Raw genomic sequence first — 14,882 nt, forward strand, 5'->3', positions numbered from 1 at the left:
ATGCTCATCGTCTCCGCGATCGCGGGACTTGGCCTGGTTCGGCTACACCGCCTGGCCTTCCCCGCGGCCCCGCCGCTGGTCGACCAGGCGGCCCGATGGGAACGGGCACGCGCCCGCGCCGGTCGGCGTGCCCTGATGGATGTAGCGCCCGAGGACCAGACCTGGTCGAAGCGGGCAGCGGAGTGGTTCGCGGAGCACCTGCGCACCCGCCGGCCCGACGACATGCAGACCTACGAACGCGACCTCGCGATCACCGGCCAGCCGATGGAGGAGTGGCTGGCCAAGCTGCTCGTGTGGTTCCTCGTCGGCCTCCTCGGCCCGGTCACCCTGGTGCTGATCGCCAACGCAGGCGGCCTGGGTGTCCCGATGCTGGTTGCTCCCGCGCTGGGTCTCCTCGGCGCGATCGTCGCCGTGATCGGTGAGGTCAAGGAACTGCGAGAGCAGGCCGCCAAGCGACGCGAGGAGCTGTGCGACGCGTTGTCGGACTTCCTCGACCTCGTGGTGATGGCGATGGAAGGAGGTCGCAGCCACGCCGACGCGCTCCCCGATATCGCAGAGATCGGCAACGGGTGGGCCTTCCACACCCTCCACGACGCGATCGACAACGCCCGCCCCAACGGCATGACGCCATGGCAGGCACTTGGTGAGGTCGGCGAACGGTACGGCGTCGTGGAGCTGCTCGACCTTCGGGCCGCCCTCAACCTGGCTCAGGACGAGGGCACCAGCATTCGCAACACCCTCATCGCACGAGCCCAGTCGATGCGTGAGGCCCGGCTCCACGACGCCCACGCCCGCGCGAACAAGTCAACCGACGCGATGCGCAACAACCTGATGGTCATGGCGCTCGTCGCGGCCGCGTACGTGATCCTCGCCCGCGTGCTGTTCCTGTTCACCGCCTAACTCGGATGCAACTTAGAGCTTTGAAGAGAGGAAACCACCTGATGAACGAGTTCACTCACCTGAAGATGGCGATCGACTACTGGCGTGCTCGGTGGGAGGTCGCCCGCCGAGACGAGCGCGGATCGGCACCGGAGTACCTGGTGCTGCTCCTCGGCATCATCGCGATCGCGGCACTCGCGATTGTGGCCGTGCGCACCTTCGTCACCAACAAGGGCAACGAGCTCAACGGCAAGTAAGCCCGAACCAAACCGCTACGAGCATCAGCGAGATGGACTCACGACGATGAATCCCGACCGCCTACGATCGCTGCGCCGCCGGCGCCGCGACGAGCGCGGCATGGGCGCACCCGAGTTCATCATCGTCATGCCGGTCGTGATGCTGATCTTCTTGATGCTGGTCCAGTGGTCGGTCCAGCTGTACAACGACCGGATCGTGCACGCCGCCGCCCGCGAGGCAGCCGTCGACGCAGCCTCCTGGGACGGCACCGAGGCGGCCGGACAGCAGACCGCGAACGAGTACCTCGCCGACTCCGGCAGCGACCTGTCCAACACGAGCGTCCGGATCAACGTGGGCGCAACCGAGGTCACCGTCACTGTCTCAGGGGACGTGATGACCCTCGTGCCCGGCATGACCAAACGGGTCTCGGCCACCGCGACGGTTCCACGCGAGAGGTTCGCAGAATGACGCGCCCGGCGACCACGGACTGGCGAGACGCCGTCGACACCTTCCAGCACCGCGGCCCCGGCGGCGACGCCGCGCTGGCGGCCGCACACCCCGACCTTGTGCAGGCCCTCCACGACCTCGCCCCCGGCCAGACGCTCCTTGTCGCCGGCGTGCCCGTCACCCGCCAGCAGCCCAGCCTCGACGACCGCCGGCCGGACCAGGACCGCTGGGACGTCAATGGGGACCGCAACCTCGCATCGCCGTGGGTCGTGGTGCAGTCGGTCCAGTCAATGCGTCGCCACCGCGCCTCTGTCGGCCGAGGCTGGTGGAGCCGTCTCCGCGGCCCGCGGGACGAGCGGGGATACACCGCGGTCGAGCTGCTCGCGATGACGACCGTGCTGGTCGGGATGATCACCGTGGTCGTCGGCGGCGGCAGGATCGTCGACTCCAATAGCCAGGTCGACGACGCGGCGTACGCGGCCGCGCGAGCGGCATCCCTCGAGACGTCCTTCGAGGCCGCGCAGATCGCCGGCCGCGACGCGGCCAAGGACTCGCTCGCGGACCGGGGCAAGGCCTGCACCCAACTCACCGTGTCGTTCGCGGGCACCGACTTCCGAACGTCTGGGCAGGTGACTGCACGAGTGACTTGTCACGCGAACCTGAGCGATGTGGTCGGATTCGGCCTACCTGGCGCCAAGAGCTTTACGGCCACGGCTGTGGTGCCCATCGAGCAATACCGGAGGCTCCCATGATGGCGCGGCTGATCCGACGTCTGCTGTCCCGGCGTGACGAGCGCGGCGTGATCTCTGTCTGGACGATTCTGACGGCCTCCGGGGTGTTCCTGGTCCTGCTCGGCCTGGTCTATGACGGCGGCAACGCCATGAACGAGCGCATCGAGGCCCACCGTGCCGCCGAGCAGGCCGCTCGTGCGGCCGCGGACGAGATGCGCGGCGTCCGCGACGGCACCGAAGGAATCAACGAATCGACCGCTCGGGCCCGCGCCAACCAGATCCTGCGCCAAGCGGGATGGCACGGCTCGGTAAGCATCGACGGCCTCGACGTCACGGTGAGGGTCACCGGGAAGTCCGACAATGCGTTCCTGGGCGCTATCGGCTTCCCAAGCTTCCCGGTCGACGAGTCGGGCACGGCCACCTCGATCACGGGCCCGAACTAGGGCGTGGTCCATGAGGTTGCCCGGCCCGCGGCTCACACACGGCGACGCGAAGTCGTGGAAAAGCTTCGACCGGAGCAGACCAGGGTGTCCGATCCCAGTGCCGGGCCGTTGCTTCTCTGGACATGACCACAGCACTGGGCCCGGCCGTCCGATGCGGAACGCCATGAGGACATCAGGAAGCAGCCAACGCGACAACATCAACAACGCCCTGACGGACCACAACTAGGTTGCGTCCGGGAGAAGAAGGAAGCACTTATGTTGCGATTTCTCGCGCGACTCGGAGCCCTCGCGCTGCTGCTGGGCATCCTCGTTGGGTTCCCCGCCCTGCTGATCGCGGCCGTGGGCAACCCGTGGCCCGATGGTGGCCTGAACGAGTTGTCGCTGATGAGCAACTCGGCCGTGATGGGCATCATCTCGCTGTTGGGCTGGTTCGTGTGGGCTCAGCTGCTGCTGTGCACGCTGTGGGAGATCCCGCCTGCGCTGCGGCGTGAGCCCGAGGGTGCCTCGCGGCTGCCGATCGCCATCGGTGGTCAGCAGAGGTTCATCAGGTACCTCGTCCACACCGTGCTCGCGGTCGGCGTCACCTCGACGACGCTGATGGGTTCGCATGCAGCGACCGCACAGGCTGCACCGGCGACGCCGCTGCAGCCCATCACGCATGTGGCACACCAGTCGCCGGGCGAGGCGCCCGCAGCTCCGACGGAAGCCGCGCCGGTCAAGGTCAACCCGAATGCCGATAGAAACCAGGCCGATCTCCCTCGGATCGTCACCGACAAGTTCGACACCCTGTGGGGTCTGGCCGAGAGGCACTTGGGTGATGGGTTCCGCTGGCAGGAGATCGCGGACCTGAACAAGGGTCGGGTCATGGCCGATGGGCGCGTCTTCAACAACCCGCGCAGCATCGAGCCGGGCTGGGAGCTCTTGCTGCCCGCGGATGCGACCAACCTGCCCGGCGAGAAGGCCTCGAAGACGGAGCACACCGTCGCACCCACGGAGACGCTGAGTGGGATCGCGTTGGAGACCACCGGGGACGCCGACAACTGGCGTGCGTTGTACGAGGCCAACAAGGACGTGATCGGTAGCGACCCGGACCTGATCCATCCCGGGCAGGTGATCGTGCTGCCCGGCGGCGGTGCAGCAGCCGACCCGGCCACGGACGAAGGCTCACCGGAGCGCCCCGCGCAGGGTGACCACTCCACCGGCAGGCCCAACGAGGGGGAGCGGAGCGGCCCCGGGGCAGAGGGGGGCCACGGGGATGAGGATGCGGCCGGTGAGGACCAGTCGCAGACGCCGGCCACCCCAGTGGCGCCGGAGCAGGAGGCGCCGGTTGAGGAGCCACCGGCGTCCACGCAGCAGCAGCCGAGCGAGCAGGCCGCTGCCGATGCGGCGGAGGCTGACGAGGACGGCGGGATCAGCACCCTTGACGCGCTGCTGGCCAGCGCCGTGTGCCTGTCGGCGGGTGCCCTCGGGCTGCTGCTGCACAACCGGCGTCGCCAGTGGCGAGAGCGGCGCCTCGGTCGGATGATCGCCTCCACTCCCGACGAGCTCGTCGAGGTGGAGCAGTCGATCATCGAGCACGGCACCGCGGCACAGAAGGACGCGGAGTTCCTGGATCGTGCCCTGCGGTACGTCGCTGCATCGTGCAAGGTGGCCGCCGCCGCACTTCCGCCTTTGGGTGCCGCGGTGCTGGGCGATGAGGACCTGACGCTGCTGTTCACCCAGCCAGCTGAGACCGAGGCGCCGGAGGGATGGACCGCAACCGACGATGCCCGCGCATGGATGCTGCCGCGTTGGACGATCCTCGAGGAGGAGCTGGAGAACCAGCCGCCGCCGTACCCGGCACTGGTGAGCGTCGGTCTCGACGAGGGCGGCCACACCTGGTACCTGGACCTGGAGACACTGGGCATGTGCGGGATCGGCGGCGACCCGCAGCAGGTGGCCGACCTTGCCCGGTTCATGGTGGCCGAGCTGGCCGTCAATGACTGGGCCGAGGGCTGCGAGGTGCTGTTGGCCGACGAGTTCGCGGCCGAGACCGTCCGCCTCAACCCGGCCCGCCTGCGGCAGGTGCGCCGCAGCGACGCCCTGGCGCGGGCCGCGGTGCTGACCGGCGAGATGGCCGAGGTGGAGCAGAACCTGGATGCCGACGTGCTGACCAGGCGTCGCGATGGGCTGCTGCTGGACACCACCAACCCGGTGGTGGTCGTGGTGTCCTCCCGCCCCGAGGAAGAGTTCGTCACCGACATCGAGAGCCGGGACCGGTCCCGGGTCGTGGTGCTGCACGGCGACGAGGAGTCCCCGGCGGTTGAGCTGGCCGGCGATGGGATGGCGTTCCTGCCAATGTGGGGGATCAGCGTCAAGGCCTTCACGCTGCAGGCCGAGGACGCTGGACCGATGGCCGACCTGATCAAGTCGACCCGCAACCTGAACGACGAGCCGATCCCGCCCACCGCCTCCGATGACGGGCCGTTGGGCAAGTACGCACGGGCGGACGGGTCGCTGCGGGAGGAGTACACGGCTCCCCGCCGGACCCAGGGCAACGACCCTTCCTCGATGCTGCCCGACGCCGACGAGGTCTATCTGGCAACTGCAGCGACGACAGCCGAGGACCTCGCAGCGGTCGCGCCGAGCGTCCCCGCGGAGGTTCGCGAGCAGCTCGCTGACCTCGACCCAACGCTGGATCAGGACCTCGCAGACTGGTACGACGAAGCCTCGCCCCGACCGAAGATTCACCTGCTGGGCCCGGTCGAAGTGACCGCTCTCAACGGCGGCGACCCCTCCGCCATCGACAACTCCGGCAGCACAGTCTCCTTCATCGCCTACCTCGCCTGGCTGGACAAGGGGGTCACCGGGGAGCGTGCCGCGGCGGACTGTGGTTGGTCGTCGGTCAAGACGGTCCAGAACCGCGGCACCAACGCTCGCTTCCTGCTGGGCAAACGACCCGACGGTACTGACTGGCTGCCGGACGCTGGCATGAGCGCGGGTGCCATCCGTGGCACCACCCCGACCTACGAACTGGTGAAGGGCGTCGGTGGGGTTCTCAACAGCGCCGACCTGTTCATCCGGCTCAAGAACCGGGCCGAACGTCGAGGCGATGCAGGCGGCTGCGAGGAGGACCTGATGAAGGCGCTCGCGCTCGTCACCGGGGCGCCGTTCGAGGGGGCCACCGAACGCCGGTTCAAGTGGCTCCTGAAGACGGGGCGACCCGACGACATTCTGGCCGGAGCGGTCCACGATGTCGCCCACACGTTGGCGAACCGGGCCGTGACGGAAGGGCGCACCGACCTGGTGCGGCTGGCCTGTGAAGCGGCGCGGAAGGCCAACCCCAACGCTGACATTGCCTGGCTGGATGAGGCGGCTGCGACGGAGGCTGAGTCGGGCCGCGCCGCGGCCGGCGAGCTGGTCCGTGAGCAGGTCCTCGATCGGTTCGACGAGGACCTGCCGGCACGCTCGGAGACGATTGTGGAGCAGCGCGAGTGGGGTGCCACCGGGTAGTCCACAGGCTCGCTGGACACGGAGTTCGGCCCCGTCTCACCACCGTGGTGAGGCGGGGCCGAACCCCATTTTCGGGTGCATGCAAGCAGGTTGGGCGAACTTTTCTCAGGAATTTTCCCCGGGCAGGCACTGAGTGCCGAAACGGCTTCTGACCTGCGGGTTTGTGTTTGGTGAGCGGGTTTGGTGAGCGGTCATCCGGTCGTCGGTGGGCGGTGGTGAGCGGCTTGGTGAGCGAGGTGGTGAGGGGTCGGCTCTGCAGTAGGCGCGTCCTGATCACCTCTCTCGGAGGACCGCCATGTCGGCCAACACCCTCACCCCGTACTTCGACGACGACAACCACGTCCCCGCCATCACCTGGGCGGACGGCCAGCACACACGACGCAAAGCCCAGAGCGCCTTGGCCGCCTCCGTCATCGCCAGCCTGGAGCGCTCCGGGAAGTGGGCGCAGTGGCAGGAGGTCGAGCCTCGGCTGGCCGGGTTCGCCAGCCTCGAGGAGGTCCGCGAGGCCTGGCGCCGCCGGGACGAGCGCTGCTACCAGGTCGTGGCCGGGCTGACCGCCCTCGGGTCGCGCCGCGGCGGAGATGACGACGACGCCGCACTCGCGGTGGCGGTGCTGCTCGAGGACGGGGTGAACCGGGTCGCGATGACCCTGACGTACGTGTGCGAGATCGACGACGTCAACGCGACCGTCTGGGAGGAGGTCAAGGGTGCGGAGCCGCAGCTGGGCTGCCACGCGGCCCGCTACCTGCTGCAGCGGGCACGGCAGCGTCTGAGCCGCCCGGCCGCCGGCATGGTCTCCCGGATCGACACGACGTCACTGGAGGCCCGGATCCAGACGAACAATGCTCTGACGCTCGGCCTGCACAGCGACGGGGTCGGCCGAGAGGACCGCGACCGTGACCTGCTCATCGCGGTTCCCGAGGTGGAGGACCCGGTCGAGGACCTGGCCGACCTGCTTACCTGGGCCACCGGGGTTGGCGTGCTCGGCACCGAGGACGTCGACCTGCTCGTCGAGCTGATCGCTGCGGAGAACGACGGGCTGGGTCGCGAGGAGGCGCAGCGCGTCGTTGGCGAGCGCCACGGCGTGGGCATGCGGACGATCCGTCGGCGCACTACCCGCGCCGCCGAGCGACTGCACGAGGCCGCCCCGCAGTACCTGGCCGCCATCGCCTGAACGCCCGCGCGGCTCGCGTCTTCTCTCGAAGAAATCTCCCGCTCCCTGTCCGATCTGGGCAGGGAGCGGTTGCTGTTCTAAAACATGAGCCGCGAAACGCAAACCGCAGTCACTGTCTCCGAGCCGACCCCCGAGGTCGTCGCGCAGCTGTTGGACGTGGTGGCCGACCACAGCGTCGAGGTCGCCCTGTCCGACATGGAGCAGATGATCGCGCGGCTGCGAGCGGACGCGGAGGAGGCTGCGGAGGCACGGGAGGTGCTCCGCAACACGCCCGCCGAGGTTCTGCGCGAGGCACTGCGTCTGCGGGCAGCCCGGATCAAGGCGCTCCGATGAGCACCCGTACCGCGCCCCGGTACTCCACCCGCGAGCTTCAGGCCGCCGCACAGGCGCTGGCGGCCGGACAGTTCGCGACCGGCTCTGTGTCCACGCCGGAGACCACCCGCACCGTGGTTCTCGACGAGTCCGCGGACGCTCACGCCGAGCACCGCGGTGCCACGGTGACCGAGCCTGCCGCGGCCAAGCGGGTCGACGTGACGGCTACAGCCGGGCTGGGGCCGCTGGTGCGGGTGCGTGCGGCGAACGCCGGCGCTGGGGCCTCGACGATCGCCCTCGCGCTCGCGGAGGTCGCCGACGCCGCCGGCGTCCGCACGCGGGTGCTCGATGCGGCCGCGCCGGGGTGGTCAGGGCTGCTGGGTGCCACGGTCACCGAACTGGGTGCTGCCGAGGGGTGGCGTCGCGGCCGCCGTGGCCAAGGCGTGCTGATCGATCGTGTCGAGGACGTGGTCCGGGTCCCCTCTGACGTGCCGATCCCACGGTCTGTCGAGGGAGTGGACCTGACGGTGCTGGACGCCGGCTGGTCGATGCGCGAGCTGGTCGCCTCCGAGACCACGGCGTGGGTCGCCGCCGCGGCCGCACATGCCGAGGTGCTGGTCACCCGGCCGAACGCCCTCGCGCTGAGCCAGAACGAAGCCGCACTGACACACCTCGAGGACCAGGTGGCGGCCGACCAAGTCGTGGTCGTCGTCGTGGGCGCCGGCCGCTGGAGCGACCGAGAGTTCGCGACCGCAGGCCGCCTCCTGCGCCGTGCCCACGAGCAGGAGGCCGTGCTGTTCGCCCCGCTCCTTCCCGCCAAGACCCTGCCGGGCCTTGGTCCCGACCCGCTGCCCAAGCAGCTCACAAGCCCCTCCCAGCGCCTGCTGGAGCGGATCACCACCATCACCGGACCGCTGACGGCGAACCGGACCTAGAAGGAAGCAGGAGATTCACATGATGATCGAAACCATCTCCGAGGTCACCACCCAGATGGTGGCGCTCACCGGGAACATCCAAGCCAAGGGCGTCGGCGACGTGTGCGCGGCTCCGCCGACCGGTGTCGAGGGCTACGTCAACGACATTCTCAGCTGGGTCAAGTACGGCGTCATCGCCATCATCATCGGCGCCGGCTTCGCCTCGTCGGGGGCCCTGATCGTCGGCAAGTTCGGCCAGATGGGCCGTGCCGCCCAGATCGGCGCCTCGGGCCTGTTCTGGACCGTGATCGGCGCGATCGCGTTCGTCACGATCTACGCCATCCTCAACGGGATCGTCGGGAACGGCTGCTGACATGTTCGACCGGACCCGACACGCCTACCAGTCACGGCTGGTCGACCCCGACACCGAGTGGACCCGGTTGCGGCTGCAGATCCTGCTGGGGGCCGTGGCCCTCGTCGTCCTCGCCTTGGTGGTGGGCGGCGCCTGGTCGGTGGTCAACATGCTCACCGGCTCCTCGGCGTCCAATGCTGCCGGGTCCGAATCGGCCCAGTCGGCCCAAGACCAGCTCGCCGAGAAGGAGCTGCCCGAGGCTCCCTTGGAGGCCGCGCAGCCGGGCAGCCTGTCCTCAGGCGAAACCGGAACGATCGAGATTCCGCCACCGACGGAGGTGGGGGAGGTCGGCGTTGCGACCGGATACCCGCACACCCCGGAGGGTGCGCTGGCACAGCTGGCCGCGATCGACACGACCGCACTGACCTCGGCCTCGGTTCGGGTGGCCCAAGACGTCATCAAAGAGTGGGCCGCTCCCGGTGGCCCGACCGCGGAGAGCTGGTCGGGCGTTCAGGCCGTGGCCGGGTTGCTGGAGGCGGCCGGAATGTCATCGGAGGCGAGTAGCTCGCTCACGATCGCCGTCGAACCCAAGATGGGGTTCATCAAGGGCACGGTCGGTGACGACTTCGTCATTCCGTGCATCGACTTCATCGTCACCGCCACCACCACCTCGGGGGAGCCGCAGCAGGTCGCTGCCGCCGACTGCCAGCGCATGGTGTGGCAGGACGACCGGTGGGTGATCGGCGAAGGCGACGAGCCGGCACCCGCACCGTCGCTGTGGCCCGGCTCGCAGGCCTCCTTCGATGCGGGCTACCAGTGGCTGGAGGTGGCGCAGTCATGAACGAGACGCTCATCGTGAACATCGTCCCGATGATCGAGCTCAACCCGCTCAAGTGGCTCGGCAACAAGGCCAAGGAGACCCTGGCCGACGGGTTCACCTCGATGATGATGGCGATCTGGTCGGGCGCCATGTGGCTGCTGAAGACCGCCTTCGACTTCATCGACAACTTCACCCCCAATGTCGCCGACCCAGACCTGAACAAGCTGTACTCGGTCACCTTGTGGATCGCGCTGGTGATCGCGCTGCTCGTCGCGTTCGGCCAAATCGGGCTCGCGGTGCTGCGCCAAGACGGGCGCGGGTTCGGCACCCTGGCCGCCGGCGTGGTGCAGTACGGGCTCGTCCTCACGTGCTGGATCACGGTGTGCGCGGGACTGATCGCCGCCGCCTCGGGGTTGACCAAGGGCATCTTGGACACCCTGCTGGGCGTCGACAGCTTCTCCGGATACGCGGCCGGCGACGGGTTCGTCGATACCGTCTCGGGGACGACCCAGGCAGCCGTGCTGGGCATCTGTGGGCTGTTCATCCTGATCCCGGCCGCTTTCGGCCACATGATCATCATGATGGTCCGCTCGGCGGCACTGCTGATCCTCGTCGCCACGATGCCCCTGGCCGCGGCCGGAGCGCTGTCGGAGGGCACGAAGTCGTGGATGTGGAAGTCGATCCGCTGGTTCCTCGCGTGCGTGCTGATGGAGCCGCTCCTGGCGCTGGTCCTCGGCATGGGCACGCAGTTCGCGTGGTCCGGCATGCCTGACGGGGAGAGCAGCACAGGCTCCTCGGCCCTGGAGAACGTCGGAATGTCGGTGGTCGGGTCGGTCATCATGCTGGTCGCCTGCTTCATGCCAATGGTGCTGTTCCGGCTGCTCGCCTTCGTCGACCCCGGCACCGCCTCGGGCGCCTCGTTCCGGTCCACGATGGACGCCAACGGCGGTGTGTCGGGACTGCTGCGAGGCAAGCGCGCGGGTGGCGGGGGAGAGGCCGCCGGGTCGGGTGCCGCTGCCGAGACCGCCTCGGACGGACGGAGCTCGTCGGAGAGCGGCGCCGAGGCCGAACATGGCCACCGTTGGAGCGCGGGGTCGCTCGCGAAGGGCGCTGGCAAGGGGCTCACATATCCGGTTCGGCACCCCGCCAAGACCTTCGGTAACGGCATGCATGCCGCCGGGCAGGTCGCCCAGGCCGGCGCCGCGATGAGCGTCGACGTGCTCGGACAGGGCGGCATCGGCAACCAGGGCTACTACCCGACCGAGCACGACCCCAAGAAGAACAAGAGGGCCCACCAGATGAAGCCGTTCAACGACACCAACGGCGACGGCGTCGCCAACGACATCCCGCCGCAGGCCCAGCAGGCGGTGAACGTCGCCGAGGAGGACCCGGAGGTCTTCCTCGCCTAGCCGCCAGGCGGAACCAATCCGCCGCCCGAGCACCCAACTTCGAGACACCAGAGCGGAGCCAGACATGAGCGTTTACGGAGCATCGGCAACCCGAGACCGGCAGGCGTGGCTGTTCGGTCTCACCGGACCCCAGTTCTTCTTGGTCCTTGCCGCCGGGTTCCCGACCTGGATGGCGATCGCCATGCAGCAGTGGTTGGCACTGCTCGTTGTGCTGCCGCTGTGGGTCGTCGTAGGGCTGCTGGTCTGCCTCCCGATCCGCGGCCACTCGGCGATCCAGTGGATCGGTGTGGTGTTCCGGCACATGGCCGGCCTCGCGTTCGGCTGGTCGCGGTTCCAGTCCAAGGCCGCCGCCGGCGACCTGGACCTCGGCAACGGAGACGACGACGAGGACGACGGTGACGCCAGGGAAGCGGACCTGCCGGGCATCTTGGCGGGCATCCAGATCCACGACGGTCCGCCAATGAGTGGGCAGACCGCGCGGCCGGCGATCATCCAGAACCACTCGACCCGAACCTGGGCGGCCACAGCCCGCATCGTCCATCCCGGGATCGGGATGAGCGATGAGGCCGACCGGTTCCGCATGGGAGCCGGGCTGACCGAGATGATGGAGGCTGCGACCGCCGGCAACCAGATCGACCTAGTCGTGGTCCAGGTCCGCACCATCCCCGACGACGGCACCGAACGCGCGGAGTGGGTGCGCCACAACGCACGGCCCGACGAGCCCGAGGTGTCGGCACGGGTCAACGCACAGTTGGAGGCCATGACGGCCGGCGCGGCGGTCCGGCACGAGGCGTTCGTGACCGTCGTGGTCCGCGAGGACGTCATCAACAAGGACGCCAAACGCGCCGGCCGAGGCGTGATCGGACGGGCGCGGATCCTGTACTCGGTCCTCGCTGAGGTCGAGGCCCGGCTCACCGGCTCGATCGGCTGCACCCGGGTCAACTGGCTCGACACCTCCGAGCTCGCGGTCGCAATCCGCACCGGCTTCGAGCCGGGCGACCTGCCCGCTCTCGCCGACGCGGAGATCCACCACCGCGAAGACCCCTCCATCGCAGCGGGCGTCCCGGTCGCGGCCGCCGGCCCGACCAATGCCTCCACGGCGATGCGGTCCTACCGGCACGGTGAGTGGGAGTCGGTCGCCTCGACGATCCTCCTGCCCCGCAAGGGCGCCCGCATGGGTGCGCTGGCCCGCGTGCTGGTGCCCTCTCAGCCGGGTGAGCGGCGCGCGCTGACGGTGTTCTACCGTCCGGTCTCCCAGCAGGCCGCCGACCGGTCCACCGGCCGGGCGCAGATGTCGGCTGTGATGGCCGGGACGCTGCGGGAGAAGGCCGGCAAGGTCGAGCGGGCCAAGGACCGCTCCTCGGTCGGCAAGCTGGCCGAGCGCGACGAGAAGCTCGAGCGCGGCCGCTCGCTGGTCAAGGTGGCGTCCGCGGTGTCGATCACGGTTCCGGCCGGGTGGAACGTGCAGGATTTCGGGCGACGTCTCGACGCCTCGATCCGCATCAGCGGGTTCACTCCGCTCCCGCTGGACGGGGCACACGACGCGGCCTTCGCCGTGTCCGCGATCCCTCTGGGGGCAGGCCTGCCGAAGAAGCGTCGCTAACCCGAGAAGCGCCGCGACCGGCACGTCCTGAAACAGCCCGGCCGTCAGATGTCCGATCTGGCGGCCGGGCTGTTGCTTCTCTCGAACATGAAGACACCTGTGACGTCGAGGCGCTCGTCGCGCCGTCCGAGCTCGACGCGGCCGCCGCTGGTTGGTCGCCTGCACGAGATGGCCATCACGAGGCCCGTCCCCGCACCACAGGCGTGGTGGCCCGCCCCTCGCGTAGCCGGAGGTGGGGTGACCCCGAACCCCCAGATGAGGGTGCTGGGCCGGCCCGGCCGAGGCAAGGGGGCCTTGGCGAAACGCCTCGTCGTCGGTGCGATGCGCAGCTGGCCACTTGTCGTGGTCGACCCGCGCGCCGGGTACGGCGTCCTGCTGGACGAACTCGCCGGGTGCGAACCCCTTGACCTGGCGCGGCACGTCGACCGGGCGATCGACCCGCTCACGTTTGATCACGCGCGGTCGAGCTCGCCGCGTGTGACGGCAGGGGAGTGGTGAGCGTGGCTGCGACCAAGACGCGTCCCCGGGGAGGCACGAAGAACACGCGGCCGGTATCGCGCACGATCGATGACCTGCTGGCCGACTTCGGCACCACGATGCCGCGCAAGGAGGCACCTGCCCCGACACCGCCTGCGGAGAAGCTGTTCCCGCACACGGTCAAGCTCAGCGGCGTACGCCGGATGGGGCACGGCTGGGCGCCCACGATGCCGCCGCTGGCGGGCTATCAGATGACCTCGGAAGAGACCCCGGTGCTGTGGCCCCTGATCTCCGGTAACGGGCTCCCGCCGTGGGGTGCGGAGATGGGCTACGACGTCCTGTCGGGCGGGAAGTTCTATTGCGACCCGATGGGCTGGGTGCTCGACGACTCGATCCCAGTCACCAACCCCAACATCTTCATCTTCGGCAAGCCCGGCCGAGGCAAGTCGGCCACGGTCAAGGCCTTCATGATCCGGATGATCAAGTTCGGCTACCGCTCGCTGGTACTGGGCGATGTGAAGGACGAGTACGAGGATCTGGCGAAGTTTCTCGGCGTCGACCCGTTCCGGATCGGTCCCGGCCTGCCGGGGCGGATCAACCCGCTCGACCTCGGCCCGCTCGGCGTGGACTGGGAGAAGCAGACCGCTGAAGAGCAGGAGAAGCGCGCCACGGTGATCTTCAACCGCTGGCTCATGTTGATCCGCGGCCTGGTGGCCTCCCAAGGTGTGGTGTTCAGCCCGACCGAGGAGCGGGTCATCAACAAGGTGCTGCGGCATCTGACCGGATGGTCGGCCGGAGCGTCCCGCCTCAAGCCGGTGACCATCCCGCAGGTGTGGGCAGCCCTCGATTCGCCCACCAAGGACCTGGTCACCGACTGCCGCTACGAGAGCCCGCAGGCGTTCTTCGACGGCACCCGGCCGCTGCGTGACGCCCTGGGTGCCCTGTGTGAGGGCTCGCTACAGGGCATGTTCGACACCGAGTCGACCTTCGAGCCGGACTGGCGCAAGCCGATCCAGACCCTGTCGCTGCGGTCGCTGCATGAGACCGGCAACAAGGTCGCCGTCGGCATCGCCCTGATGTGCCTGAACTCCTGGGGCCAGGGCATGCGGGAGGCCGCGTCGGCGGGCGATCGCCGGATCGTGCTCCGCGATGAGGCGTGGTTGCAGACCCGCCTCTCTCTCGAGGCGGTAGAGGCGCTGGATGCCAACCTGCGGCTGTCCCGCACCGAGGGCGACATCCAGCTGGTGACGTACCACAAGCCGTCCGACCCGCTCTCGGCCGGCGACCAGGGCAGCCAGGCCGCTCAGATCGCCAAGGACCTGCTCAACCTCTCCGACGTCCGCATCCTCATGGGCCAGGACGAGTCGGTCGCCGACGAGCTCGGCCGCCTGATGGGCCTGTCTGAGATGCAGCAGGGTGTGATCACCAACTGGGCGATGCAGGAGAAGGGCCGCGCCCTGTGGATGGTCGGCGACCAGCGGTACAAGGTGCAGACGCTGCTGACCCCGCTGGAGAGGCGGCTCACCTACACCAACGACGCGATCGATCCGGGAGCGTGAATGTTCCCCGGATTTCTGACGGTTCTGCGCCGA

At 69.1% G+C, this 14,882-nt stretch carries 14 protein-coding genes; all 14 read left to right on the forward strand.

What is annotated here, in order from left to right; genetic code table 11:
* Entirely contained in the window at positions 1–900 is a 900-nt protein-coding gene (locus ACJ5H2_RS21820) for a hypothetical protein (protein WP_408899930.1), read from the forward strand.
* 41 nt (positions 901–941) lie between these two features.
* Positions 942–1,136, forward strand: coding sequence for a hypothetical protein (locus ACJ5H2_RS21825; protein ID WP_408899823.1), 195 nt, complete (start codon positions 942–944; stop codon positions 1,134–1,136).
* Positions 1,137–1,182: 46 nt separating this feature from the next.
* The gene (locus tag ACJ5H2_RS21830; RefSeq protein WP_408899824.1) at positions 1,183–1,584 is read left to right on the forward strand and encodes a TadE family protein; all 402 of its coding nucleotides are present in this window, start codon (positions 1,183–1,185) and stop codon (positions 1,582–1,584) included.
* A complete protein-coding gene (locus ACJ5H2_RS21835; RefSeq protein WP_408899825.1) occupies positions 1,581–2,315 on the forward strand; it encodes a TadE/TadG family type IV pilus assembly protein in 735 nt (244 codons plus the stop codon). The genes ACJ5H2_RS21830 and ACJ5H2_RS21835 overlap by 4 nt, the downstream gene beginning before the upstream one ends.
* Positions 2,315–2,737 (forward strand): pilus assembly protein TadG-related protein, encoded by a 423-nt coding sequence (locus tag ACJ5H2_RS21840; protein ID WP_408899826.1) that lies wholly within the window; start codon positions 2,315–2,317, stop codon positions 2,735–2,737. The genes ACJ5H2_RS21835 and ACJ5H2_RS21840 overlap by 1 nt, the downstream gene beginning before the upstream one ends.
* 255 nt (positions 2,738–2,992) lie before the next feature.
* Positions 2,993–6,229 carry a LysM peptidoglycan-binding domain-containing protein gene (locus ACJ5H2_RS21845; RefSeq protein WP_408899827.1) on the forward strand — a complete coding sequence of 1,079 codons (3,237 nt, stop codon included), beginning with the start codon at positions 2,993–2,995 and terminating at the stop codon, positions 6,227–6,229.
* Positions 6,230–6,524: 295 nt separating this feature from the next.
* Entirely contained in the window at positions 6,525–7,403 is an 879-nt protein-coding gene (locus tag ACJ5H2_RS21850; RefSeq protein WP_408899828.1) for a hypothetical protein, read from the forward strand.
* Positions 7,404–7,487: 84 nt separating this feature from the next.
* Positions 7,488–7,736, forward strand: a complete 249-nt coding sequence (locus tag ACJ5H2_RS21855) for a hypothetical protein (protein WP_408899829.1) — start codon at positions 7,488–7,490, stop codon at positions 7,734–7,736.
* Positions 7,733–8,650, forward strand: a complete 918-nt coding sequence (locus ACJ5H2_RS21860) for a hypothetical protein (protein WP_408899830.1) — start codon at positions 7,733–7,735, stop codon at positions 8,648–8,650. Before ACJ5H2_RS21855 ends, ACJ5H2_RS21860 begins: the two co-directional genes overlap by 4 nt.
* A gap of 19 nt (positions 8,651–8,669) precedes the next feature.
* Positions 8,670–9,002, forward strand: a complete 333-nt coding sequence (locus tag ACJ5H2_RS21865; protein WP_408899831.1) for a hypothetical protein — start codon at positions 8,670–8,672, stop codon at positions 9,000–9,002.
* Position 9,003: 1 nt separating this feature from the next.
* On the forward strand, positions 9,004–9,822 hold the full coding sequence (locus ACJ5H2_RS21870; protein ID WP_408899832.1) for a hypothetical protein: 819 nt from the start codon (positions 9,004–9,006) through the stop codon (positions 9,820–9,822).
* Positions 9,819–11,210, forward strand: a complete 1,392-nt coding sequence (locus ACJ5H2_RS21875; RefSeq protein WP_408899833.1) for a type IV secretion system protein — start codon at positions 9,819–9,821, stop codon at positions 11,208–11,210. The genes ACJ5H2_RS21870 and ACJ5H2_RS21875 overlap by 4 nt, the downstream gene beginning before the upstream one ends.
* A 64-nt stretch (positions 11,211–11,274) precedes the next feature.
* Positions 11,275–12,813 (forward strand): SCO6880 family protein, encoded by a 1,539-nt coding sequence (locus ACJ5H2_RS21880; RefSeq protein ID WP_408899834.1) that lies wholly within the window; start codon positions 11,275–11,277, stop codon positions 12,811–12,813.
* A 500-nt stretch (positions 12,814–13,313) separates the two neighbouring features.
* Positions 13,314–14,849: an ATP-binding protein gene (locus tag ACJ5H2_RS21885; protein WP_408899835.1), complete on the forward strand. Its 1,536-nt coding sequence runs from the start codon at positions 13,314–13,316 to the stop codon at positions 14,847–14,849.
* Positions 14,850–14,882 lie beyond the last annotated feature (33 nt).

The sequence above is a fragment of the Nocardioides pymetrozini genome, assembly GCF_046058985.1.
In the GTDB taxonomy this organism is placed as follows: Bacteria; Actinomycetota; Actinomycetes; order Propionibacteriales; family Nocardioidaceae; genus Nocardioides.

Coding starts and splice junctions, on each gene's coding strand:
- ACJ5H2_RS21820 (WP_408899930.1), top strand. CDS start 1: ATGCTCATCGTCTCCGCGATCGCGGGACTTGGCCTGGTTCGGCTACAC.
- ACJ5H2_RS21840 (WP_408899826.1), top strand. CDS start 2,315: ATGGCGCGGCTGATCCGACGTCTGCTGTCCCGGCGTGACGAGCGCGGC.
- ACJ5H2_RS21830 (WP_408899824.1), top strand. CDS start 1,183: ATGAATCCCGACCGCCTACGATCGCTGCGCCGCCGGCGCCGCGACGAG.
- ACJ5H2_RS21825 (WP_408899823.1), top strand. CDS start 942: ATGAACGAGTTCACTCACCTGAAGATGGCGATCGACTACTGGCGTGCT.
- ACJ5H2_RS21865 (WP_408899831.1), top strand. CDS start 8,670: ATGATGATCGAAACCATCTCCGAGGTCACCACCCAGATGGTGGCGCTC.
- ACJ5H2_RS21875 (WP_408899833.1), top strand. CDS start 9,819: ATGAACGAGACGCTCATCGTGAACATCGTCCCGATGATCGAGCTCAAC.
- ACJ5H2_RS21855 (WP_408899829.1), top strand. CDS start 7,488: ATGAGCCGCGAAACGCAAACCGCAGTCACTGTCTCCGAGCCGACCCCC.
- ACJ5H2_RS21880 (WP_408899834.1), top strand. CDS start 11,275: ATGAGCGTTTACGGAGCATCGGCAACCCGAGACCGGCAGGCGTGGCTG.
- ACJ5H2_RS21850 (WP_408899828.1), top strand. CDS start 6,525: ATGTCGGCCAACACCCTCACCCCGTACTTCGACGACGACAACCACGTC.
- ACJ5H2_RS21860 (WP_408899830.1), top strand. CDS start 7,733: ATGAGCACCCGTACCGCGCCCCGGTACTCCACCCGCGAGCTTCAGGCC.
- ACJ5H2_RS21845 (WP_408899827.1), top strand. CDS start 2,993: ATGTTGCGATTTCTCGCGCGACTCGGAGCCCTCGCGCTGCTGCTGGGC.
- ACJ5H2_RS21835 (WP_408899825.1), top strand. CDS start 1,581: ATGACGCGCCCGGCGACCACGGACTGGCGAGACGCCGTCGACACCTTC.
- ACJ5H2_RS21870 (WP_408899832.1), top strand. CDS start 9,004: ATGTTCGACCGGACCCGACACGCCTACCAGTCACGGCTGGTCGACCCC.